Here is a 21,421-nt window from a genome sequence, read left to right as displayed (position 1 = left end):
AATACTTTGAACAGAATTAATTTTTTCAGGTCAAAAATCCCAAATTGCGGATTGGACCTTGGCAGTACCTGGGGCAAGACGGTCAAGGTTTCAGGCAAGGGCAAGACTGCCGTGCTGGAAAACCTTGCCCGGCTGCCCTGGCTGCCCAGGGATCTGGAAGGACCGGCCCAGCAGGGGACCAAGACCAGATTATTATGGGAGCATCTTGGGCTCAGGGACAGAGTCGTGATATCGTCCATGGCAGGGCATTCGGTAATAGTCAAGCGGGTCTTCTTCAAATCCAGACCCCGTAAGGAACTGGAACAGAGTATTTACAAGGAGGCCAGGCAGTATATTCCTTTTGATCTCAATGACGTATACCTGGACTACCAGGTCATGGGACCAGGGGGTAAGGAAGATACCCTGGAAGTCATGCTTGTGGCCAGCAAGAAAAAAATGGTTCAGGATCTGATCAAGATCATGGACCATGGCGGACTTTCTCTGGGGATTGTGGATGTAGATGCTTTTGCCCTCAGCAACTGCTTTGAATTCAACTATCCGGAGCTTGTCAGTGAACCTGCCTACCTCCTGGACATCGGCGGACTCCAGAGCATTTTTACCATATTCTGGAAGAACCAGCCTGTTTTTTTCCGGGAGATGTCATTTGGCGGCAGACAATTGACTGATGTAATCTCGAATCAGCTGGAAATCAGCAGGTCCGAGGCGGAAAAAATAAAACTTGAGGGTCCAGCATCAGCAGACCAGTCTGAGATTACAGCCCTGTCCAAGGAAATTGCAGCCACCCTCAGCTCTTGGACTCAGGAAATCAGAAGGCTTATTGGCTTTTACCAGACATCCGCCCCTGAAGCAGGTCAGGCCGACAGAATTTTTCTGTCCGGCGGAGGAAGCCTGCTCAAGGGGATCAAAGAATTTTTTCAGGAAGAACTGGGTATGGAAACCCATCATCTTGATCCATGGAAAAACATCAGGGTCTCTGCCAATGACTTTGACCCCAGATACCTGGATTCGGTCAAACCCCAGTTTGTTGTGGCCACAGGGCTGGCCCTCAGGGGCATCATCTGAACTGTTTTCCCATGGTTTATCCGGCCGCAGGACCCAGGGAAGACAGGTATTTGAAATGGAGCCCGGATAATGGCCAGATAATTTTTTAAACCATAAAGAGTTACAACGAGGTTTTTTTCCGGAATATCAAAATAGAGTCATGATCAAAATCAATCTTCTCCCCCAGGCCAAGAGGGCCAGGACATCCGACACTGAAAGACAGATTATTGTTTTTCTGGTCCTGCTCCTGCTTATTTCCGCCTCATTGCTGACTTCTGGTCTCTGGCACCGGGCTAAGATCAACGATCTGGAAAGGATTGCCGCTGAAAAGAGAACCCAGAGGCAGGCCCTGCTGGCCAGGGTGGCCAGGATTAATGAGCTTCAGAGAAAATTTGACGAAGTTGAAGCCAATATTGAAGCCATCCGGGAGATCCGTCTCAAACAGCAGCTGCCTGTAAGATATATCGACGAAACCATCAGAAAACTGCCCGGAGAAAGGATCTGGTTCGAAGCCCTGAGCCTGGACAGACAGGGCCTCATGGATATCCGGGGAGTGGCCCTGGATAATCAGGCCTTTGCCGGATACGTGGATGACCTTAGAGGGTCTCCTTTTATCCGTTCAGTCAGCACCCAGAGGACTTCCAGGAGACAGGTCCTGGATCTGGACCTGGTGGAATTTCAGTTCCAGGTCAGAGCAGGGCCGGTAGTGTCAGCCACCGAGGCGCAACAGCATGAAAATTAAGAAACAGGAAATACTGGCCAGGATTGAGTCCCTGAGCCGAACCCGCAGGATCCTTGTCCAGATCCTGATCTTGGGTCTCATCTGCGGATTATTCTGGTTCTTTTACCTGGATCCTGCCAGAGACCAGATTGCCGGCCTGGAACGGGATATCCAGTCTCTGGACATAGATATCGCCAGATTCTCCTCCCAGGCTGCCAGGCTTCCTGAGCTGGAAAAAGAACTCGGGAGCAGAGAAAAAGAACTGATCCTGGCCAAGACCCTTCTTCCTGAAGATGCCCACGCCCTTGAAAGGTTGCTGGCTTCTTTTGAACGGCTGGGCAATGAAAAAGGGGTCCGCTTTCTTCTTTTTCAGCCTGGAACCCAGGAGCTGCACCAGTTCTATGCTACAAGAAACGTCCAGCTCCGCCTGCAGGGCCAATTTCATGATCTTATCAGTTACTTTGATGAACTCACAAGGCTGGACCGGCTGGTCAGCCTGCAGAGTCTCAGGCTGACCCCGGTGGCTGCCCAGCAGAGAACAGATGAAAATGTCCTTTCAGCTGAAACCGTACTCCTGGTCTACAGATCACTCTCTCCAGCCGAACTGGAGGCCAGACAGTGATGGCCAGGTTTATTCCTGCTGTTGCCGGGCTTGTCTTCATGCTAGGAATCCAGAATGGGTTCCCGGCTCTAAGCAATGCTGAACAGAACGGACAATGGGTTGAACCGGACTGGATCACACCTTCAGCCTATTATTATAATCCTGAAGGACTGGCTGATCCCTTTACACCTTTTATTCAGCCCAGAATCCAGGAACCGCCCGGCGTGGATGATCCACCCCGCAGACCTCTGACTCCTCTGGAACAGATCGAGGTCAGCCAGCTCAAGCTGGTAGGGGTCATCTGGCAGGTAGGCGAATCCAGGGAACCGACAGCCATGGTTGAACTTCCCGACGGCAAAGGGTTCATCCTCAAGCTGGGAACCGTGGTCGGCCGAAACCGGGGTGAAGTACGGGACATCACTTCTGACCAGGTGGTGGTGGTGGAAAGGATTACCAATATATTCGGAGCAACAGAGGACAGGCGCACGGTCCTGAGATTGCGCCCGGGACAGGTAGATTAAATGATGAATACATCCGGTTTATTCAAGCTTGCCCTTATTATTGCTGTCTTGTTCAATTTTCTGTTTCAGACCGGCAGGGAAACTGTTCAGGCTGAAACAGATGATCCTCAATCCCGGCACCAGAGGATGATTACGGAGCTGGACTTCTGGCAGGATCACCGAAGCTTGCTTCATGCTTCCTTCCTGGGCCGGGGAGAATTAAGCCATCTGATTCAAAGACAGGATGAAACAAGGCTGGAAGTCCTGCTGCCCGGAACAAAGGTACCCCCTGAAATGGTCCGGTTATACCGGCTGGACAACTTTGATACTTCGGTCAAGTCCCTTTTTATCCAGAATACCGAACCAGGGGCCAGGTTAATCTGGACCTGGGACCCCAAAACTCCCTTTGATATCCATCAGAAATCCGACTCAATAAACTTCAGGTTTGACAGACCAGTGCTGGAAACAGGAGGCACCGGGGCATCCACAGCCCAGGACCGGGTCACCGACGCCAGCCCATGGGGAAGGCCCGAGGCAGAATTTTTTGAACTCAACGCCCTTTTCCCTGGTATGAAGCAGGAATACACCGGGGACCCAATTTCAATTGATCTGCAGAACGCCGAAGTGGAGCACGTCCTAAGGCTCATCACAGCGGTCACTGATTACAACCTGATCTTAGACGAAGACGTCAGGGGCAGGATATCCATGCGCCTGGTGGAAGTGCCCTGGGACCAGGCCCTGGATCTGGTGCTTGTCCAGAAAAACCTGGGTATGGTTGTCAGGGGAAATATAATCAGGGTCACAACAGCCCAGAAGCTCGAAGCAGAACGGGATCAGGCCAGAAGGGCCAGGGAGGCAGCTGCCCAGGCCAGGGAAAGCATGCGCCAGCTGGAGCCCCTTGAACAGGAGTTCATCCAGATCAACTACGCTACTGCCCAGGAACTCCTGCCCCAGATCCAGAATTTTCTATCCGACAGGGGTAAAGTTACCCATGACGTCAGGACCAACACCCTGATTATCCAGGATACCGCCTCCAATTTGCGGGAAATCAATGCCCTCATCGCAAATCTGGACCGTCCGGAAAAACAGGTCTACATCGAGGCCAGGGTGGTCTACGCCACAGAAGAGTTCCGACGGGGCCTGGGAATCCAATGGAGCTTTCTCTACCCGGAGCAGAATGCCTTTTCCCCCAGCGGAGACGTTCTGGGCTCTGTCGGGTTTCAGAGCATGAATTTTCCCAGGATGGCTGATGACTTCATGACCATTTCAGGGAGTCTGCGCAGAATAACCAGCAGCCTGTTCACCATTGATGCCCAGCTGCGCCTTGGTGAAACCCAGAACATTTCCCGGACCATCTCAGCCCCCAGAGTGATCACCCTGAACAACCAGCGGGCCGAGATCGAGCAGGGCATCCGCATTCCCATCCAGGTGGCTGACGAACGGGGAACCAGGACCGATTATGAAGACGCAGTCCTGCGGCTCATTGTTGAGCCCCAGATAACCCCGGACAACAAGTTGATCCTTGACCTGGAAATCCGTGATGACAGTCCAGCCGCAGAAGGCATTGAAACCAAACTGACCAAGACCAAACTCTTTGTTGAAGACGGAGAGACCATTGTCATCGGTGGAATCAAAAAAGTCATCGAGGAGGAGCTGGAAAACCGGATCCCCGGACTTGGCGGGATTCCCTTTCTAGGCTGGCTCTTCAAGAATCAGTACATCGGAGAGAGCAAAAACGAACTTTTGATCTTTATCAGACCTGAGATCCTCTAACTATGGAAATCAAAGTCGCCTCTACTGACGATTTTAAAAAAATCTGGAAACAGAACTTTCTGGGACAGCAGGGTTTTTTCATCCCAGGAACCAGGGAGTTTACCCTGGGAATGAAAACAGACCTGACCTTCAGCATCGGCAAGGATATTTGCGGCAAGGCCCTGCTCCTTCCTGTCTGGTCAAACCGGCACGGCCCCAGAAATCAGGATCTGCCCAGAGGTACTTTTTTGACAATAATCCGGATGGACCCTGATCTGCACCGTCTCATCTGCTGAATCCCTCTGACCATTTGCCTGCTGATCCACAATCCGGACAGACAGGTTGACTTTACTCCAAACTTGGGCTTGCATGCACCGGTTCCCATACTGAACTCAACCTGGAGACTTCCTTAATGAACAAACCCTCGCCCAGACTTGTCCAACCACAGATCCTGGAATTCAAGCCTTATTCTCCCGGACTCGGAATAGACGAGATCAAAGAAAAATTCGAACTGGACAATGTGGTCAAAATGGCCAGTAATGAAAACCCTCTTGGGGTTTCGCCCATAGTCCAGGATGTGATCACAGCCAATGCTGCCCTGGCCTTCAGATATCCTGCTGCAGGCAACCCCGCCCTGACCCGGGCCATCAGCAGCTATCTGGGAATAGATCCCGAGCTGGTGGTTTGCGGAAACGGATCAGATGAGATCATCGACCTTTTGATCCGCATGACCGCTGTTCCAGGCAGGGACAATATAGCAGCCTTCCGGCCCTGTTTCAGCATCTATGAACTCCAGTCCCGGCTATGCAACGTCGAATTCAGACAGGCGGATCTCAACCCTGATTTCTCTTTTAACTGGGAAGGATTGCTGAGCATGGTGGATTCCAACACCAGGCTGGTTTTTTTGACCAACCCGGACAATCCGTCAGGCTTTGCCGTGTCCGGGTCTGAAATTCAAGCCTTTGCCCGTTGCCTGCCTGATGATGCCCTTCTGGTGGTTGATGAAGCATATATCGATTTTGCTGATCCGGTTGAAAAGTTTTCCATCCTCAGGCAAGCCCTTGGATCTCATCGAATTGTCCTGCTCAGAACCTTTTCCAAAATGTTCGGCCTGGCCGGGCTGAGACTGGGATATGCAGTAATGCCGGCCTTCCTGGCTGATTATTACCGCCGGGTCAGACTGCCTTTCAGCGTCAATATCCTGGCTGAAAAGGCCGGGCAGGCAGCCCTTGAAGACACCCATTTCCGGGATGCCACCAGAGACCTGGTCATTAAAGCCAGGCAAAGCCTTTCAGAGGGCCTTTCCAGTCTGGGCTGTCAGGTGTATCCTTCCCAGGCCAACTTCATAATGTTCAAACCGCCGGTCAGCGCAACTGAGGTCTTTGAAAAGCTCCTGCAAAAAGGGGTCATTATCAGGCCCCTGAAAAGCTACGGTCTGCCCGATCTGCTGCGGGTGTCCATTGGAACGGAAAAGGAAAATGCCCTTTTTCTGGAGCTGCTCAAGGCTATAGTCAATGAAGGATAGACCCCTGCTCATCACCATTGACGGGCCGGCCGGAGTTGGCAAGACCACCCTGGCCAGGACCATTGCCCAGGACCTGGGCATCGCCTACCTGGATACCGGGGCGATGTTCAGGGCTGTTGGCTTGAATCTGGGCAGCTGTCTGGCTGAATTAGACCATGGTCAAATCATGGACCAGCTTGAAAAAATGCGGTTCGACCTGGAAGGTGCCGGTCAGGACAGCCGGGTTATCCTGAATAATATCCCTCTGGGATCTGAAATCCGGACCGAACAAGTTGGGATGTGGGCATCTGATGTCGGAAAAGTCCAGGCAGTCCGGGATTACCTCAAAGAGTCCCAGCAGAGAATTGGACAGCTCCGCTCCCTTGTGGCTGAAGGAAGGGACATGGGCAGCGTGGTCTTTCCCCAAGCCAGACATAAATTTTTTTTAGATGCAGCCCCCAAGATCAGGGCCCAGAGAAGGGTTGAGCAGCTGCACAGAATGGGTGAAAAGGCTGACTTCAGCCAGATCCTGAACCAGATCCTGAAAAGGGATGAACAGGACAGAAACAGGGCCATAGCACCCCTTAAGCCAGCTCCTGAGGCAATCATTATTGACACTGGCCATCTTGATCAGGAAGAAGTCTTTTCTGAAATGAAAAAAGTCCTGGCCAGGTCCGGACAGCCATAAAAGCCCTGCCCCGGAGGTAGTCCAAAAGTTTCCGGCCTGGGTCCTTTTCCAGGGTCCAGTACCCAAATCCATGTCTGTTAAAGTTGACCTATTCGGCAGCCTTGGCTTCATCCCACAGACTGTTCATCTGCTCCATATTAAGACCGGAAGGATCCAAGCCTTTTTTTCTGGCCAAATCCTCCATGTCCTGGACCCTCCTGAGAAATTTGCTGTTGGCCATGGACAGAGCGGTGTTGGCCTTAATCCCTTTTCTACGGCCGTATTCCACCAGGGTGAAGAGATAATCCCCGAACTCCTTTTCAGCCTGTCCTCTATCCCTGCTTTGTCTGGCCTGTTTAAATTCATCCCACTCTTCAGCCAGTTTCTCTTCCACCTCGGAATCATTATTCCAGGTGAATCCTGATCTGGCAGCTTTGGAGTTGATCCGGTAGGCCATGAGCAGCGGTGGAAGGTTCTTGGGGATGGATGCAAAAGTTGAAGAATTTTTATCGGTCTTTTCCTCTTTTTTGACCTTTTCCCAGTTCCGCATGAGGTCTTCCCTGGTTGCAAACTGCTCATCCCTGAATACGTGGGGATGTCTGGTGATCATCTTACTGGCAGCCTTGGCCCAGACATCTTCCAGGGAAAAATCTTTTTCATGGAGCAGGGCCATGAAAAAAAGCAGAAAAAAAACATCTCCCATCTCTTCCATAATTTCCGCTGGATCCTTGGAGCGGACAGCACTGACCAGCTCAAAGGCTTCCTCAATCAGGTAGTCACACAGAGAGTCCGGAGTCTGTTCCTTGTCCCAGGGGCATCCTCCCGGACCCAGCAGGGTCCTGATGACCTGCAGCACCTCATCAAGGCTATTCTTATGCTTCATGAATCTTCCTTGTCTTTTTGGGGCGTTGTGAGTTCTTCCCAGCTCTCTTCCCAGAACAGCCGCGCAGTATCAGCCTTTTCCAGAAATTTCCCCTTGAGATCCCCGGGCAGATAATCCGCCAGGCTCTGGCTCAGGGTGTGGACATATGGAGCCACCTTTGAGGTGGAAATCAGTTCATCATCCTTGGGCAGGAAAACCGTCATAACGAGCAGGGTCAGGCTGCAGATGAGTCCGGCCTTGATAAAGCCCAGGACCCCGCCACCTATCCGGTCCAGCCAGCCCAGCATTATCATTCGCAACAGGTTTTTAAGAAAAAGGGAAAAAACCCCAACTATGAACATGGTGGTCAAAAAAATTCCAAGGTAGGCTGCAATCTGGGCCCAATCAGGATTGGGCAGGATTCTCCCGGCCACCGGCTGCAGGTCAGCATAAAACCGGTTGGCCGCCAGAAAACCGGCAATCAGCCCGACAATGGATGAAACCTCCAGGATAAGCCCCCTGAAGATTCCTCTGAACAGAAAAAAGCCCAGAACCACCACAAAAAATATATCCAGACCATTCATATTATTCCCTTTCCCTGGACTGCAAAGGAGCTGATACAGATCACGGAAATGCGCCTGCCTCGCCTTTCTTGACAGTATATTAATCAGTAATTAAGTTCAACGGTTTAATCTTCATGCAAACTCGAGCAAAACTCACAAGGAGTGTAATTATGGCTTATGATATCAGGCTGGTAAAACTGGTCACCGGAGATATGGTCCTTGGCAAGTGGCAGGAGCAGGACAAAAAGCTTACTGACCTGGCCATGCTGCAGATGGTCCCCACCCAGCAGGGGGGAGTACAGATGCTTCTTCTGCCCTTTGGCTATCCCATCGATAATGAATTGACCGGTGAAGTGGAAGAACGGCATATTCTTTATGTGTTCAAAAACCTCCCAGAGGACCTGAAAAACAAGTACCTGGAGGCTTCTAGCAATCTGACCATATCCAGCGCCAGCGACCTCAAGAATCTGGGCAACCTGGCCGGAAAGGAAGGTGGAAAGATCACCGACCTGGGCTCTCTTTTCAAGAAATAGCAGACCTATCAGCTGGACAGTTAGCTCCAGAAGTCAAAAAAGTAACGGGGTATCCCAAATGGGATACCCCGTTACTTTTTTGAAACAGGAACAAGAGGTTGTTCCTCACATTAAGCTGGCATAAGCAGCCCATGCCGGTTCTCAACTTTCTATGGCGATCTTCCTGGATCTGCCTGTTACGGTTTTAGGCAGCCTGATGGTCAGCACGCCATTTTTGTAACCAGCAGAAACCTTTTCCCTGTCAACCTCGGCTCGAAGCGGGATCACCCGGTGAAAGCTGCCATAGGAACACTCCATGTGCACGTAGTTTTCCTTTTCTTCCTTTTGTTCCCGCTTTTTCTCCCCCCGCAGGACCAGGTTGTTGTTTTCAACACTGACCTCGATATCTTTGGGATCAAGTCCGGGCAGTTCCGCCCTGACTGTGACCTCATCATTTTTCTCGCTGACTTCCACGGATGGAGTGAATCCTCTGGAGAATTCCTCAAAACCCCGGAAAGGTCTGCTCCACAAATCATCAAAAAAATCAGCAACGTTTTCTGGTGTTTCGGTTTGAGGCAAATTCTTCCCTCGATTTTTAGGCAACCATTTTTCCAGCATAACGGTTCACCTCCCTGTATGTTCTGTAACCCGGCCTGGCCTTTTCAAGCTCAGGCACCAGCCAGCTTCATCGGCCTGTTTACAGATGCTTTGTAAAGCATCTTGGACCAAATCAAAACTTATCCGGCCTGGATCTCGATTTTTCTAGGTTTGGCCTTTTCCGCCTTGGGCAGAAACATCTCCAGTACCCCGTCTTTCAGGCCAGCCTTGATGTTCTCCCGATCCACCACATCTGAAATGGTGAAGCTCCGCGCATATTCACAATCTCCGAACTCCAAATGAATGTTGCTCACCCCTTCTTTTCTGGGATAAATGGCCTTAGCCCTGATTTCCAGGTCGTTTTCATTAAGATCAATGACCAGATCCTCCCTGGCCACCCCGGGCATATCAATGTAGATATGAAATCCGTCTTCCTTTTCAATAATATCGGTCCCGGGCGAAAACCTGGGCAGGGTGCTGGTGTTTTTTTTGATTTCACCGGTCATAACACCACCTCCTCTTACTCAGCCTTAATGCTGATTTTCTTTGGTATGGCTTCATCAGCCTTGGGGATTACCACTTCAAGGACTCCGTTCTTCATTCTGGCTTCAACCTTGTCCGCAGCAATAGGTACATTCAGGTTGACAACTCTCTGAAAAAGTCCGGTGGGCCGCTCCTGTCGGTAGTAACTGCCTGTTCCGTGCTTCCTGTTTCCCTTGATGACCAGACTGCCGTCACTTAAGGTTATCTCCACATCCTTGATATCCACTCCGGGTATCTCGGAATAGACATAAATGGCCGCCTTGTCCTCGCTAATATTCACAGGGGGATACGCATTTCTCCTCTGGCTGATCATGGACGGCCTCCAGGCTTCGTCAAAAAACCTGTCCAGCTGCCTCGGCAAGTTATAAAAACTGCTGAAATCAATTACCATGGCTATCACCTCCGTCTCTATTTTTTGAAAAATAGATAAGTTAAAAATGCCGACTGTCAAGACAGGGTCCTTTACCTGCCCGGATTTTGCCGCAGTCGGTCTTGTGCTGATCAGCTCGATCCAGCCACTTAAACTTCCCAGATCTCAAGCCTAAGTTTTCTGCTCAAGCAGCCGAAATATCTTATTGAACCTATGGACTTCAGCCAGTCTTAGAGCTGCAGTCCATTGACAAAACCCATAGACTATGTGAAGGGCTTCACATAAAACTCTGCTACATAATTGTAGTGTGACCTCCAGTCCCTCTGGGGATAACAGGCCGATTAATCATGGATACCCAAGGGGGTTGGGCTTTCCAGGTCCTTGAATTGAAAAACAGGAGAGGTGAGCTGATGTTGAACAGGTTTATTGCTTTCCCGGTCTTAACGATTCTGTGCCTGGCTGCCTTGATGACCTACCAGGCCTGGGCTACCGGCAATTATGTAGGATCTGAGGCCTGCGGCCGCTGTCACTTTTATGAGTATGAAAACTTCATGAACTACTCCAAAAAGGCCAAGTCCTGGGAAAGCATTTCTGTTATGCGGCCTAAACTGACCGATGAGGAACTCAGAGAATGTTATGGCTGCCATACTACAGGATATAACCAGGGGGGGTTTGTATCCTATGAATCAACCCCGGAGCTTTCTGATGTGGGCTGTGAAACATGTCACGGACCAGGCAGGGAGCACGTGGAAACCGGCGGAATGCCCGATGTTATTGAACGGCTCCCCATAATTGAGGACTGTCTTACCTGTCACACGGAAGAACGCAATGAAGCTTTCGGTTTCAGGCCACTGATCTATAGCGGCGCCCATTAGGAAGGAGGTCTGAAACCATGTTGAACAAAATCACTGCCAATATCGGATACAAGATCGGTATCAGTATCGCCCTTATTTCTCTGGGCATCTTCTCTGTCATAATCTTTGTCATGGTTCTGTGGCAGAAGAATCTGATGCAGGATCAGGTTGCCCAGGAAGTGGAAAGATTCACAGAACTTTTAAAATCCACCATTGAACGGCCCATGGTTATCGGCGACGACCAGGGCACCAGGGACGAATTCGCTGCTCTTTCAGACAGATACGATACTACCAGAGCTTATCTGACTGATTTTCGGGGAAATATCACCTACAGCACTGAACTAAATACAGTCAGAAAGGACTTTGACACTTCAGTGGAACACGGGGAAATCCGCCAGATCGGAGCCAGGGCTCTGCAAAACGATATCCGGGAAAGCGGCTTTTTCAGGCTGGGAAACAGAGACGCCTTTGTCAGCATCAGCTCAGTGCCCAATGAACCGGCCTGTTACCATTGTCACGGGTCAAGCCAGCCCATCCTGGGCAAGATGGTCGTAATCCAGGATGTTACAGACACCCTGACCAGAATGCGCGAGAATTCCCTTTATACCAGTCTTATGATCCTGGCCGGAATAATTATCCTGGTAGTCAGCGTGTACCTGTTCATGCGCAGGGAAATAATCTCCCCAGTGGTTAAGATCGACCAGGCTACTCAAAAAGTGGCCAATGGAGACTTTTCTGCTGATTTCCACCTCACCAAGCAGGACGAACTGGGCAGCCTGTCCGAACACCTGGGAATCATGGTGGGCAACCTCAAAAAGGAGCTTGGGTTTTCCAAGGGCATCCTGGGGAGTATGACCACCCCCTGCTTTGTCTGCGATACCAAGGGAAAAATTTCATTTATCAACAATGCCACTCTGGATCTTCTGGGCCATGACGATGGACAGCAATTCATTGGTAAATCCCCGTCCAGACTGGTTTACGGAGATGACCGGGAAACAATTACTGACAAGGTCCTCTCCACAAAAAAGGCGGTCCTCAATCAGGAAATCGAACTGGTCAACAAAGCCGGCAAAAAAATCTTCATCCGGGTGGACTGTGCGCCCCTTTATGATCTCGATGAACAGCTCATCGGAGCCTTTGTCCTGTATACCGACCTGACCGATATCAAAGACCAGCAGAGCCAGATAGAAGCCAAAAACAAGATGATCGAAGCATCGGCCCAGAGAGCGGACTCGGTTGCTGAGCAGGTTTCTTCGGCATCAGAAGAACTGGCGGCCCAGGTGGAACAGGCCAGTCGCGGAGCTGAGGAGCAAAGAGACATGGCTGCTTCAACCGCATCCTCCATGGAACAGATGAACGCAACAGTCCTGGAAGTGGCCAAAAACGCATCCCAGGCTGCTGATGCCTCGGATCAGGTCAGGATGACGGCCCAGTCCGGAGCCCAGACCGTCCGCGATGCTGTAAAGGCCATTGCTGATGTCCAGAGAAACGCCCTGGGCCTGAAAAAACAGATCACTGCCCTGGGAGATCAGGCCGAAGGAATCGGCAAGATAATGAACGTGATTGAAGACATTGCCGACCAGACTAATCTCCTGGCTCTCAACGCAGCCATTGAGGCTGCCAGGGCCGGCGAAGCAGGGCGTGGATTTGCAGTTGTGGCTGATGAAGTCAGAAAACTGGCTGAAAAGACCATGAACGCCACCAATGAAGTAGGCAGGTATATCAAGGGCATTCAGGAAGAGGTACAACGAAACGTCACCAGCGTGGACCAGACCGTGGACTCGGTCAAGGGAGCCACCAAACAGTCCAATGAATCAGGCAAGCAGCTGAGCGAAATCGTCAGGCTTGTGGAGTCTTCTTCAAGCCAGATAAACTCCATTGCCTCTGCAGCAGAAGAGCAGTCTTCAGCCAGCGAAGAAATCAACAAAAGCGTGGAAGATATCAGCAGAATCTCTTCTGAAACCAGTGAGGCAATGAACCAGTCGGCCAAGGCCATTTCAGATCTGGCCGCCCTGGCAGGAGAACTCAAGAATATTATTGAGGAAATGAGAAGGGCGTAATCCCCAGGTCCAGGCAGATCCCTAATTTAAGCTGGACTTTTTAACCTTGATGACAGTAGAGTTAAGTTTGGACCCGGAGGACCAGTAACCCGGGTCCAAACTTTTTTATTAATCCCATCACCATTCTAGAATTAATGAATATTCATTCTTTGGCGGCTCTGGTAATCCTTTTGCCTTTTTTCATCGCCCCGGCAGTGCTGATCAGCAACGATACATTTCGCAGGGCTGTCATTGCAGGCACAGCAGCAGCCCTGGGAACAGCGTCCCTGCTGATGCTGGCCTCAGGACCCTTTGCCTTTGAACCTTCATCCGCCCCTTTAGACTGGCACCATATCCTGACCTGGGCCGACTTCATTCTCCTGGGAATCATCCTTTGCATCGGTTTGAAGCAAAGAAACAGGCTGGTTGCGATCCTGGTGTTTCTGCAGATCCTGCCCCTGGTCCTCATCAAAACCACTGCCCAGAATGGACTGCCCATTCAAGCTTCCCTGGCTGCCGACCAACTCGGCCTGATGATGATCATCATCGTCTGCGTGGTGGGCTCTCTCATTGCAATCTATGCCACCGAATACATGAAGGTCCACTCCAGAACCTATAAAACCTCCTCTTTGAGCCAGGCAGGCTTTTTTTTCTTCCTGATCCTGTTTTTAGGGGCCATGAACGGCTTGATCCTCAGCAACAATCTTTTATGGATGTTTTTCTTCTGGGAGTTAACCACCCTTTGCTCTTTCGTGCTCATAGCTCATGATGGTTCTGCCCAGGCCCTTGCAAGTGCCATCAAAGCGTTGTGGATGAATCTTCTGGGCGGGGTATTTTTTATCTGGGCCATCTACCTGCTCTTTATCCGTGGCCTGCCTCTGGAGATAACCGGGCTGACCGGGCTGGGCTCCATGGATATTCTTATGCTTCCTGTGGCCCTGTTGTGCCTGGCAGCCTTCACCAAATCAGCCCAGCTTCCCTTTCACTCCTGGCTGACCGGTGCCATGGTGGCTCCGGCTCCTGTTTCAGCCCTCCTGCACTCTTCAACCATGGTCAATGCTGGAGTATTTCTCATTTTAAAACTGACGCCAGCTTATGCAGGGACGTCCCTGGCACTTTATCTGTCAATAATCGGAGCTCTGACCTTCATCAGTACTTCTGTCCTGGCCCTGACTCAGAATAACGCCAAAAAAATACTGGCCTATTCCACCATCGGCAGCTTGGGACTCATCATTGCCTGCGCCGGCATCGGGACACCCCAGGCCTATGGCGCAGCAATGCTTCTGATCCTGTTTCACGCCCTGGCCAAAGGTCTGCTGTTCATGGGCGTGGGGCATATTGAACAGATGATTAAAAGTAAAAGTATTGAGGACATGTGGGGACTTATGGGCAAGTATCCAGGGCTAGGCATACTCATGGTCCTGGGCATGGTTTCCATGTTCCTTCCTCCATTTGGAGCTCTGGTCAGCAAGTGGATGGCTGTACACGCCGCAGCTGAACTCCCAATCATTGTGCTGATGCTGGCCCTGGGGAGCGCATTGAGTGTTGTCTACTGGACCAGATGGGCAGGACTGCTGCTCAACTCTCAAGAATGCTCTGCAGGCAGCCCAAAACCAGCCCTGTCTCTTTTCATTTCTGGTCCTCTATCCGGCCTGGCCATACTGACCCTAGTCCTCAGTTTTGCCATTATCCCGGTTTACAGCTTTCTAGTTACCCCGCTGATCCTGCCTCTGTTTGGGGCACCCGGCATTGACAGCCTGACCGGACACGCCGGGGCCTTTATGGTTTATCCGGCATTTCTGGTCATCGGCCTGGTTGTGCTGGGGCTGGTTTACAAATACTCCCTGAGACATAAACCTGTCTTTACAGGACCTTATTACGCAGGACTCTCCTGCGAGGATAAAGAACCAGGGTTTGTGGACCCTCTGGGCAAATTTATTCCCTTCAGCTCAAAAAACTATTACTTTAAGAACCATCTGCCCGAAGAACGGATATCCCTGGTGGCAACCTTGACTGCCCTGGGATTCATCATTTTACTGGTGGTTGGGTCATTATGATCAGTATGTCCAGCTTTTTCTTCGCCCTTGCCGCAACCATCCTGGCCCCTGCAGCCGGGGCCATTATCAGCGGCATCGACCGCAAACTGACCGCCTGGTTTCAAGGCCGGACAGGGCCGCCTGTCTGGCAGCCATTTTTCGACATCATAAAACTTCTGGGCAATGAAAACCGGACCGTCAACCCCAGACAGCTGATCTGCGTGACCGTGTACTTATTGTCTTCCATGGCTGCTGTTTTTCTGTTTTTTCTCCAGACTGACCTGCTGCTGATCTTCTTTATTTTGACCATTGGAGCTGTCTCTTTTATCATGGCCGCCATGTCTGTTCCTTCGCCTTACTCCCAGGTCGGAGCCCAGCGCGAGCTTATCCAGGTATTAACCTACGAGCCCCTGCTTCTTTTGAGTTTTGTCGGCTTTTTTCTGGTCACCGGGACTTTTAATATCTCCGGCATCCTCGCCTGGGAAGAGCCGCTTCTCTTCAGCCTTCCCCTGGTCTATGTGGCCCTGGGTTTCGCCCTGACCATCAAGCTGCGCAAGTCTCCCTTTGACATTTCCGCGTCCCACCATGGGCACCAGGAAATCGTAAAAGGGTCCTTGACTGATTTCTCCGGTCCGCAGCTGGCCATGGTCGAAATCGCCCACTGGTTTGAAGTCATTCTCATCCTGGGGGTGTTTGCCCTGTTCTGGTCTACCGGGTTCCTGGCCATTGCCCTTTTTCTGACCATTACCTATCTGGCTGAAATCATTATTGACAACCTGGCTGCCAGATCAACCTGGAGATGGATGATTGCCTATGTCTGGCCCATGGGTCTGGGTCTGATCCTGATCAATTACATTATCATACTGACCTTTTAACACCAGCTGAGATTTTTTCAGCATATCCGCCGTGGGGTGGAACTAATGAGTTTTTTCCAGAATCTGACAACCCGTATCCTCCAGAAATCCAGGGAGAAATCCCCATGGATGATCCATTTGGACTGCGGCAGCTGCAATGGATGCGACATTGAAACCTGGGCCTGTCTTACTCCTGTCTATGACCTGGAGAGATTCGGAATCATCAACGCAGGCAATCCCAAACATGCGGACATTCTGCTGGTCACTGGTACCGTCAACCACCGCAACAAGCATGTCCTGAAAAACATCTATGCCCAGATCCCCAACCCCAAGGTTGTGGTCAGTATCGGTTCCTGCGCAGGCAGCGGCGGAATATTCAAAGACTGCTACAATGTCGTGGGTGGTGCTGACAAAGTTATTCCAGTGGATATATATGTTCCAGGCTGTCCGCCCAAACCGGAATCCATAATCGACGGTGCCCTGGAGGCGGTCAAGAAATTTTCAACCATTGGCAGACCATGATGACACTTGAGTATACTGTTTCAATTCCAGCTGAAGAACTCCGGGCACAGGTTCAGGAATTTAAAAAAAATGACTTCAGGCTGGTGGGCATCACTGCCCTGGACTTCGGACAAGAACTGGAGCTCATTTACCTGTTTGACCGGGAGCTTGAACTCCGAGGGCTGAGGATCAGAGGCCCCAGGGAGGAAAAATTCAAAAGCATCACCGACATTTTTCTGGCCGCATTTCTTGCAGAAAATGAAATCCAGGATTTTTACAACATCGCCTTTGATGACCTGGCTGTGAACTACCAGGGGCATATGTTCCTGGAGGAGGAGACCAGGAACCTTCCTTACGGCAAAATAACAGTCAAGGATAAAACAGCCCTGCCGGAGGAAGAATAGATGGCCAGAACAATTATCCCCTTTGGACCGCAGCATCCGGTCCTGCCTGAACCCATTCACCTGAAGCTGACCATTGAGGACGAAATCATAACTGAGGTTCTCCCTGGTTTCGGCTATGTGCACCGCGGGCTGGAAACCCTGGTTACCAAAAAAGATTTCAGACAGATGGTCCAGGTGGTGGAAAGGGTCTGTGGAATATGCAGCTGTATCCAGGCCCTGACCTATGTCCAGGCCCTGGAAGATCTTTATCAGGCCGAAATTCCGCCCAGAGCCAAATTTCTGCGGGTGATCTGGTCTGAACTGCACCGGATGCACAGCCATTTACTCTGGCTGGGTCTGTTTGCCGATGCCTTTGGTTTTGAAAGCCTGTTCATGCAGTGCTGGAGGATCCGGGAAAAAATAATGGACCTCCAGGAAGCCACTGCCGGGAACCGGGTCATTATCTCGGTAAATATAATCGGCGGCACCAGATACGACCTTGATCAGGATCAGTGCAGACAGATCCTTACCACTCTAAAAGGGGTGGAAAAGGATTTCTTAGAGCTGCAAAAGGTGTTTTTCAACGATTATACTGTGCTCAAGCGGACCAAAGGCATTGCTGTGCTGACCCAGAAGGAGGCTTATGAACTGGGTTGTGTAGGCCCCATGCTCAGAGCCAGCAATATTGCCCAGGACACAAGAATGACCGGATATGCAGCATATGGTGAGCTCGAATTCGAGCCGGTAGTAGAAACCGAGGGCGACTGCCTGGCCAGAACCAGGGTCAGATTCAGGGAAGTCCTGCAGGCCATGGATCTGGTCCGGCAGGCCATTTCCAAACTTCCTGACACTGAGATCGCTGTAAAAATCAAAGGGAATCCCCAGGGCGAAGCAGTCAGCAGGACAGAACAGCCCAGAGGGGAGCTGGTCCATTATATTCTGGCCAATGGAACCAAAAACCTGGACAGGCTCAGAATAAGAACCCCAACCTTTGCCAACACCCCGGCCCTGCTCAAAATGCTCCCCGGCCAGGAACTGGCATCAGCCCCGGTTATCCTTATGTCCATTGATCCGTGTATAAGCTGTACTGAAAGATAGATCAGGTGTGTCATGTTTAATTTTACTCCGGTAATACTCAAGAACTTTACCCGCAAAAAGGCCACCAGACCATATCCCAAGACCAGGCGCAATCCTTTTGACAAGGCCAGGGGGAAGATCAGCATTGATCCTCAGGAATGCATCCTGTGTTCCATATGTGCCAGAAAATGCCCTGTAGGCTGCATAACTGTCAGCAAGAAGGAGGGCTTCTGGGAGCTGGACCCTTTGGCCTGCGTATATTGCGGCACCTGTGTCCAGTTCTGCCCGACCAGTTGTTTGACTCAGGAAAAAACGCAGCACTATCCTGTTCCCAGGAAGTTCACTCAGAAAAGCAAAGTGGAAAAAAAGTTAAAAAGTAAAGCTACATGAGGTAGGATGCCCCGACCAGCTGCAGGTCGTCATAGCTAAGGCCGGATTTGATGCCTGAACAAATGTGCAGGGACATGTCCATCTTGGATTCGGTGAGTTCAAGGATTTCCTTTTTCTGCAGATTGAGCCTGTGCTTGATGAAATCATATTCAAACCCGTCAACTATCAGGGAGAGGCCTTCGGCAAAATAAAATGAACGGATATGCCCGATAAAATCTCCAATCTCCCTTCTTCCCATGCGTCTGGCCAGCATATTATAGATGACCAGGTTGAGGATCAGGGACTCGATTTTCATCCTGTGATCAATGTTCAGGAACTTTTCCCGGTTCAGATCCCCGTCTTCCATTTTTTTCAGAACCTCTGATGCAGCCTCAAAGACCTGTTTTTCATATATTGGGGAAATAGGAAACTTGGAGATAATCCGGATGAGGACCTTTTGGGGGTTCTCGTTGGTGGCCATACCCAGGATGGATATGGACATGAGGATGAACTTGCGCTGCAGGTCTCTTAAAATGGCCTGCTTTTTTATGGCCCCGAAACGCTGGATATCCTCAGGACTTAAGGAAGACTGCAAAAGACCCAGCAGGTGACTTACAAAAGGCTCGCTGGTTTTCTCCCTTTCAGCTGCAATAAATGACTGACCTTTGGCCTCCAGAACCCTTTTGACTGACAGCCAGTAGGCAAGAACCGCTTCCACCGGCATTTCCAGCAAGTCAAAATCTCCGGAAAGGGATCGGCCATTCCTGGATGATTTGGCCAGAAAAAAACTCTTTACTTTATCCGAAAGGTTCTGGGCCATGGTTATTCCCGCTGGAATCCGGCCATGCCCCGCATCCAGGGCATGGCCGGCAATAGGTCAACTATACTTTGCACGCTGTCAGCAGATCATCCACAGCATCAGTCTTCTCCCAGGAAAAATCAACATCTTCCCGTCCGAAATGACCGTAGCAGGATGATTTTTTATAAATGGGTCTGAGCAGATTGAGCTTCTTGATAATATGATAAGGCCTTAAGTCAAAGACTTCCTTAACCGCCTGGGTCAGGGTCTCATCAGGAACCTTTCCGGTCCCCCAGGAGGTGACCAGGACTGATACCGGCTCTGCAACGCCTATGGCGTAGGCCACCTGGACCTCGCACCGTTCGGCCAGCTCTGCAGCCACGATGTTCTTGGCGATGTACCGGGCCATATAGGCTCCGGAACGGTCAACCTTGGACGGGTCTTTGCCGGAAAAGGCACCGCCGCCGTGATTCCCCATGCCGCCGTAAGTGTCCTGGATGATCTTTCGTCCGGTCAATCCGCAGTCCGCCTTGGGTCCGCCCTCAACAAATCTCCCAGTGGTATTGATGAAGATGCGCATGGCCTTGTCCACCATGTCCTGGGGCAGTACCTTGAAGATAACCTCCTCCTTGACCGCTTCCACCAGATCCTCATAGGAAATGTTCTCATTGTGCTGGCAGGCCACCACCACATCGTGGATCCGGTTCGGCCTGCCGTTAATATACTCAACACTGACCTCGGTCTTGCCGTCGGGTCGAAGGAAATCAAGGATGTTGTCCTTGCGCACGTAGGCCAGGCGTCTGGAAAGTTTGTGGGCGTAATATATGGGGGCCGGCATCAGGGTCTTGGTTTCATTGACTGCAAAACCGAACATCATGCCCTGGTCTCCGGCACCCTGCTCTTCAGGGCTTTTGCGATCCACTCCTACGGCGATGTCAGGGGATTGCTTGTCCACTGAAGAAATCACTGCGCAGGTCTCATAGTCAAAACCCATGTCCGAGCTGTTGTATCCTATCTCCCTGACTGTCTCCCGGACAATGCTTGGAAAATCAGCATAGGCTTCAGTGCTGATTTCTCCGGCAATAAAAGCCAGTCCAGTGGTGACCAGGGTCTCACACGCCACCCTGGCATTGGGGTCCTGGGATATTATGGTGTCCAGTACGGAATCTGAAATCTGATCCGCCACCTTGTCCGGATGCCCTTCTGTCACTGATTCGGACGTAAAAAGATAACGGCTGTTGGATGCGATCATTAACTTCCTCCCTTGGTTCTTTTATTCTCCGGAGTGATTATCCCCCCGGACATAAGCAGTTTAAAGGATTCCTCCACAGTCATATCCAGAGGTATGGTTTCATCTTCAGGGACCATAAGATAGAAACCCGAGGTAGGATTAGGCGTGGTAGGCACATATACATTGATCATTTTTCTTTTGGTCTTTTCCTGGAGCTCACCCATGGCTATCCCTGTTACATAGGCCATGGCAAAGATGTTCTCCTTGGGATATTCGATGAGTACGACCCGTTTGAAATCCCTGGCTGTACCCTTGGCTATGGTGTCTATGAGCTGTTTAACAGCAGTGTATATCTTGTTGACAATGGGTATGTAGTCAATAATCCGCTCCCACAGGGAAACCAGTTTATGGCCCAGGTAGTTACGGACAAACACTCCGGAAAACAGCAGAACAAAGAAGAGTATGATCAGTCCCAGACCAGGGACTGGGAAAGGCAGAAAATTTTCAGGCCTGAACTTGGAGGGTATGATCAGCAGAATCTGATCAAGCCAGCCAATGGTCAGCCTTAACAGGAAAAAAGTGGCTGCTATTGGAGTCAGAAACAACAGGCCGGCAATAAGGTTGACCTTGAGAAACTTCCTGAACCGGCCAAGCAGGGTCAATTTTTCATGCTTGTCATCCATGCTTGATTTTCCCGGGTCTGTTCTGATCGTCCACCAGAACCACCACAGGCTTGTGCGATTTCACCTGCTCGGGTCCCAGCCCAACATAAGCGGCAATAATCACCTTTTGACCTGCTCTGCCCTTATGGGCAGCAGCCCCGTTCAGCCGGATCTCACCTTTTCGGCCCAGTATGGCATAGGTTGTCAGACGTTCGCCATTATCCAGATTATATACGTCCACCTGCTCGTTGACCATTATGCCGGAAGCCTCAAGCAGGTCCGGACAGACCGATATGCTTCCTTCGTATTCCAGGTCAGCCCCGGTCAAGGTGGCCCGATGAATCTTCGCCTGCAAAAATGTCCTTATCTTCATTTCGGATCTT

Annotated in this window: 26 protein-coding genes; 17 read left to right on the top strand and 9 right to left on the bottom strand. The window is 50.8% G+C overall.

Annotation, left to right across the window (positions count from 1 at the left end):
- Nucleotides 1–6 precede the first annotated feature (6 nt).
- From pilM to cmk, 8 genes are all read left to right on the top strand, one after another.
- Nucleotides 7–1,062: a type IV pilus assembly protein PilM gene (gene pilM, locus P771_RS0102655; protein ID WP_028573916.1), complete on the top strand. Its 1,056-nt coding sequence runs from the start codon at nt 7–9 to the stop codon at nt 1,060–1,062.
- A gap of 139 nt (nt 1,063–1,201) precedes the next feature.
- Complete coding sequence (locus P771_RS0102650; protein ID WP_028573915.1) at nt 1,202–1,783, top strand: PilN domain-containing protein; 582 nt, start codon at nt 1,202–1,204, stop codon at nt 1,781–1,783.
- Nucleotides 1,773–2,384, top strand: a complete 612-nt coding sequence (locus tag P771_RS0102645) for a type IV pilus inner membrane component PilO (protein WP_028573914.1) — start codon at nt 1,773–1,775, stop codon at nt 2,382–2,384. The genes P771_RS0102650 and P771_RS0102645 overlap by 11 nt, the downstream gene beginning before the upstream one ends.
- Nucleotides 2,384–2,884, top strand: coding sequence for a pilus assembly protein PilP (locus P771_RS18120; RefSeq protein ID WP_051617061.1), 501 nt, complete (start codon nt 2,384–2,386; stop codon nt 2,882–2,884). The genes P771_RS0102645 and P771_RS18120 overlap by 1 nt, the downstream gene beginning before the upstream one ends.
- The gene (locus tag P771_RS0102635; RefSeq protein WP_028573913.1) at nt 2,885–4,636 is read left to right on the top strand and encodes a type IV pilus secretin PilQ; all 1,752 of its coding nucleotides are present in this window, start codon (nt 2,885–2,887) and stop codon (nt 4,634–4,636) included. It begins immediately after the preceding gene.
- 2 nt (nt 4,637–4,638) lie between these two features.
- Nucleotides 4,639–4,911: a hypothetical protein gene (locus tag P771_RS0102630; protein ID WP_028573912.1), complete on the top strand. Its 273-nt coding sequence runs from the start codon at nt 4,639–4,641 to the stop codon at nt 4,909–4,911.
- 116 nt (nt 4,912–5,027) lie between these two features.
- Nucleotides 5,028–6,140 carry a histidinol-phosphate transaminase gene (hisC, locus tag P771_RS0102625; RefSeq protein ID WP_028573911.1) on the top strand — a complete coding sequence of 371 codons (1,113 nt, stop codon included), beginning with the start codon at nt 5,028–5,030 and terminating at the stop codon, nt 6,138–6,140.
- A complete protein-coding gene (gene cmk, locus P771_RS0102620; RefSeq protein ID WP_028573910.1) occupies nt 6,130–6,807 on the top strand; it encodes a (d)CMP kinase in 678 nt (225 codons plus the stop codon). Before hisC ends, cmk begins: the two co-directional genes overlap by 11 nt.
- An 88-nt stretch (nt 6,808–6,895) precedes the next feature.
- Here the strand turns inward: cmk and mazG are convergent, their stop codons facing one another.
- Together mazG and P771_RS0102610 are read right to left on the bottom strand one after the other, a co-directional pair.
- Nucleotides 6,896–7,669, bottom strand: coding sequence for a nucleoside triphosphate pyrophosphohydrolase (gene mazG, locus P771_RS0102615; protein WP_028573909.1), 774 nt, complete (start codon nt 7,667–7,669; stop codon nt 6,896–6,898).
- Nucleotides 7,666–8,232 carry a CvpA family protein gene (locus P771_RS0102610; protein WP_028573908.1) on the bottom strand — a complete coding sequence of 189 codons (567 nt, stop codon included), beginning with the start codon at nt 8,230–8,232 and terminating at the stop codon, nt 7,666–7,668. Before P771_RS0102610 ends, mazG begins: the two co-directional genes overlap by 4 nt.
- Before the next feature lie 149 nt (nt 8,233–8,381).
- On the opposite strand from P771_RS0102610, the gene P771_RS0102605 reads away from it, so the two are divergent.
- Nucleotides 8,382–8,744, top strand: coding sequence for a hypothetical protein (locus tag P771_RS0102605; protein ID WP_028573907.1), 363 nt, complete (start codon nt 8,382–8,384; stop codon nt 8,742–8,744).
- A gap of 141 nt (nt 8,745–8,885) precedes the next feature.
- Here the strand turns inward: P771_RS0102605 and P771_RS0102600 are convergent, their stop codons facing one another.
- The 3 genes from P771_RS0102600 to P771_RS0102590 form a co-directional block, all read right to left on the bottom strand.
- A complete protein-coding gene (locus tag P771_RS0102600) occupies nt 8,886–9,302 on the bottom strand; it encodes an Hsp20/alpha crystallin family protein (RefSeq protein WP_161635935.1) in 417 nt (138 codons plus the stop codon).
- A 158-nt stretch (nt 9,303–9,460) separates the two neighbouring features.
- A complete protein-coding gene (locus P771_RS0102595; protein WP_028573905.1) occupies nt 9,461–9,826 on the bottom strand; it encodes an Hsp20/alpha crystallin family protein in 366 nt (121 codons plus the stop codon).
- A gap of 14 nt (nt 9,827–9,840) precedes the next feature.
- On the bottom strand, nt 9,841–10,254 hold the full coding sequence (locus P771_RS0102590) for an Hsp20/alpha crystallin family protein (RefSeq protein ID WP_028573904.1): 414 nt from the start codon (nt 10,252–10,254) through the stop codon (nt 9,841–9,843).
- A gap of 389 nt (nt 10,255–10,643) precedes the next feature.
- Between P771_RS0102590 and P771_RS0102585 the strand changes: the two genes are divergently transcribed.
- From P771_RS0102585 to P771_RS16215, 8 genes are all read left to right on the top strand, one after another.
- A complete protein-coding gene (locus P771_RS0102585) occupies nt 10,644–11,108 on the top strand; it encodes a cytochrome c family protein (protein ID WP_028573903.1) in 465 nt (154 codons plus the stop codon).
- A 17-nt stretch (nt 11,109–11,125) separates the two neighbouring features.
- A complete protein-coding gene (locus P771_RS0102580) occupies nt 11,126–13,147 on the top strand; it encodes a methyl-accepting chemotaxis protein (RefSeq protein WP_028573902.1) in 2,022 nt (673 codons plus the stop codon).
- Nucleotides 13,148–13,281: 134 nt separating this feature from the next.
- Complete coding sequence (locus P771_RS0102575) at nt 13,282–15,183, top strand: NADH-quinone oxidoreductase subunit 5 family protein (protein WP_035243810.1); 1,902 nt, start codon at nt 13,282–13,284, stop codon at nt 15,181–15,183.
- Between the two features lie 5 nt (nt 15,184–15,188).
- Nucleotides 15,189–16,037, top strand: coding sequence for a respiratory chain complex I subunit 1 family protein (locus tag P771_RS0102570; RefSeq protein ID WP_028573900.1), 849 nt, complete (start codon nt 15,189–15,191; stop codon nt 16,035–16,037).
- 45 nt (nt 16,038–16,082) lie between these two features.
- The gene (locus tag P771_RS0102565; protein ID WP_028573899.1) at nt 16,083–16,538 is read left to right on the top strand and encodes an NADH-quinone oxidoreductase subunit B family protein; all 456 of its coding nucleotides are present in this window, start codon (nt 16,083–16,085) and stop codon (nt 16,536–16,538) included.
- Nucleotides 16,535–16,921 carry an NADH-quinone oxidoreductase subunit C gene (locus P771_RS0102560; RefSeq protein ID WP_028573898.1) on the top strand — a complete coding sequence of 129 codons (387 nt, stop codon included), beginning with the start codon at nt 16,535–16,537 and terminating at the stop codon, nt 16,919–16,921. Before P771_RS0102565 ends, P771_RS0102560 begins: the two co-directional genes overlap by 4 nt.
- Entirely contained in the window at nt 16,922–17,998 is a 1,077-nt protein-coding gene (locus P771_RS0102555; protein WP_028573897.1) for a hydrogenase large subunit, read from the top strand. It abuts the gene before it with no gap.
- Nucleotides 17,999–18,010: 12 nt separating this feature from the next.
- Nucleotides 18,011–18,367: a 4Fe-4S binding protein gene (locus P771_RS16215; RefSeq protein ID WP_051617060.1), complete on the top strand. Its 357-nt coding sequence runs from the start codon at nt 18,011–18,013 to the stop codon at nt 18,365–18,367.
- Here P771_RS16215 and P771_RS0102545 read toward each other — a convergent pair.
- The 4 genes from P771_RS0102545 to panD all read right to left on the bottom strand — a co-directional run bounded on the left by P771_RS0102545 (nt 18,360) and on the right by panD (nt 21,393).
- Nucleotides 18,360–19,166 (bottom strand): MotA/TolQ/ExbB proton channel family protein, encoded by an 807-nt coding sequence (locus P771_RS0102545; protein ID WP_028573896.1) that lies wholly within the window; start codon nt 19,164–19,166, stop codon nt 18,360–18,362. The two genes, P771_RS16215 and P771_RS0102545, sit on opposite strands and share 8 nt — an antisense overlap.
- Nucleotides 19,167–19,227: 61 nt before the next feature.
- A complete protein-coding gene (metK, locus tag P771_RS0102540) occupies nt 19,228–20,397 on the bottom strand; it encodes a methionine adenosyltransferase (protein ID WP_028573895.1) in 1,170 nt (389 codons plus the stop codon).
- Complete coding sequence (locus P771_RS0102535) at nt 20,397–21,059, bottom strand: DUF502 domain-containing protein (protein WP_028573894.1); 663 nt, start codon at nt 21,057–21,059, stop codon at nt 20,397–20,399. Before P771_RS0102535 ends, metK begins: the two co-directional genes overlap by 1 nt.
- On the bottom strand, nt 21,052–21,393 hold the full coding sequence (panD, locus tag P771_RS0102530) for an aspartate 1-decarboxylase (RefSeq protein WP_422614943.1): 342 nt from the start codon (nt 21,391–21,393) through the stop codon (nt 21,052–21,054). The genes P771_RS0102535 and panD overlap by 8 nt, the downstream gene beginning before the upstream one ends.
- Between the last annotated feature and the right edge of the window lie 28 nt (nt 21,394–21,421).

The sequence above is a fragment of the Desulfonatronovibrio hydrogenovorans DSM 9292 genome (assembly GCF_000686525.1).
In the GTDB taxonomy this organism is placed as follows: domain Bacteria; phylum Desulfobacterota; class Desulfovibrionia; order Desulfovibrionales; family Desulfonatronovibrionaceae; genus Desulfonatronovibrio; species Desulfonatronovibrio hydrogenovorans.
Note: the sequence above shows the minus strand (reverse complement) of the source record. Positions and strands in the feature narration are given on the sequence as shown.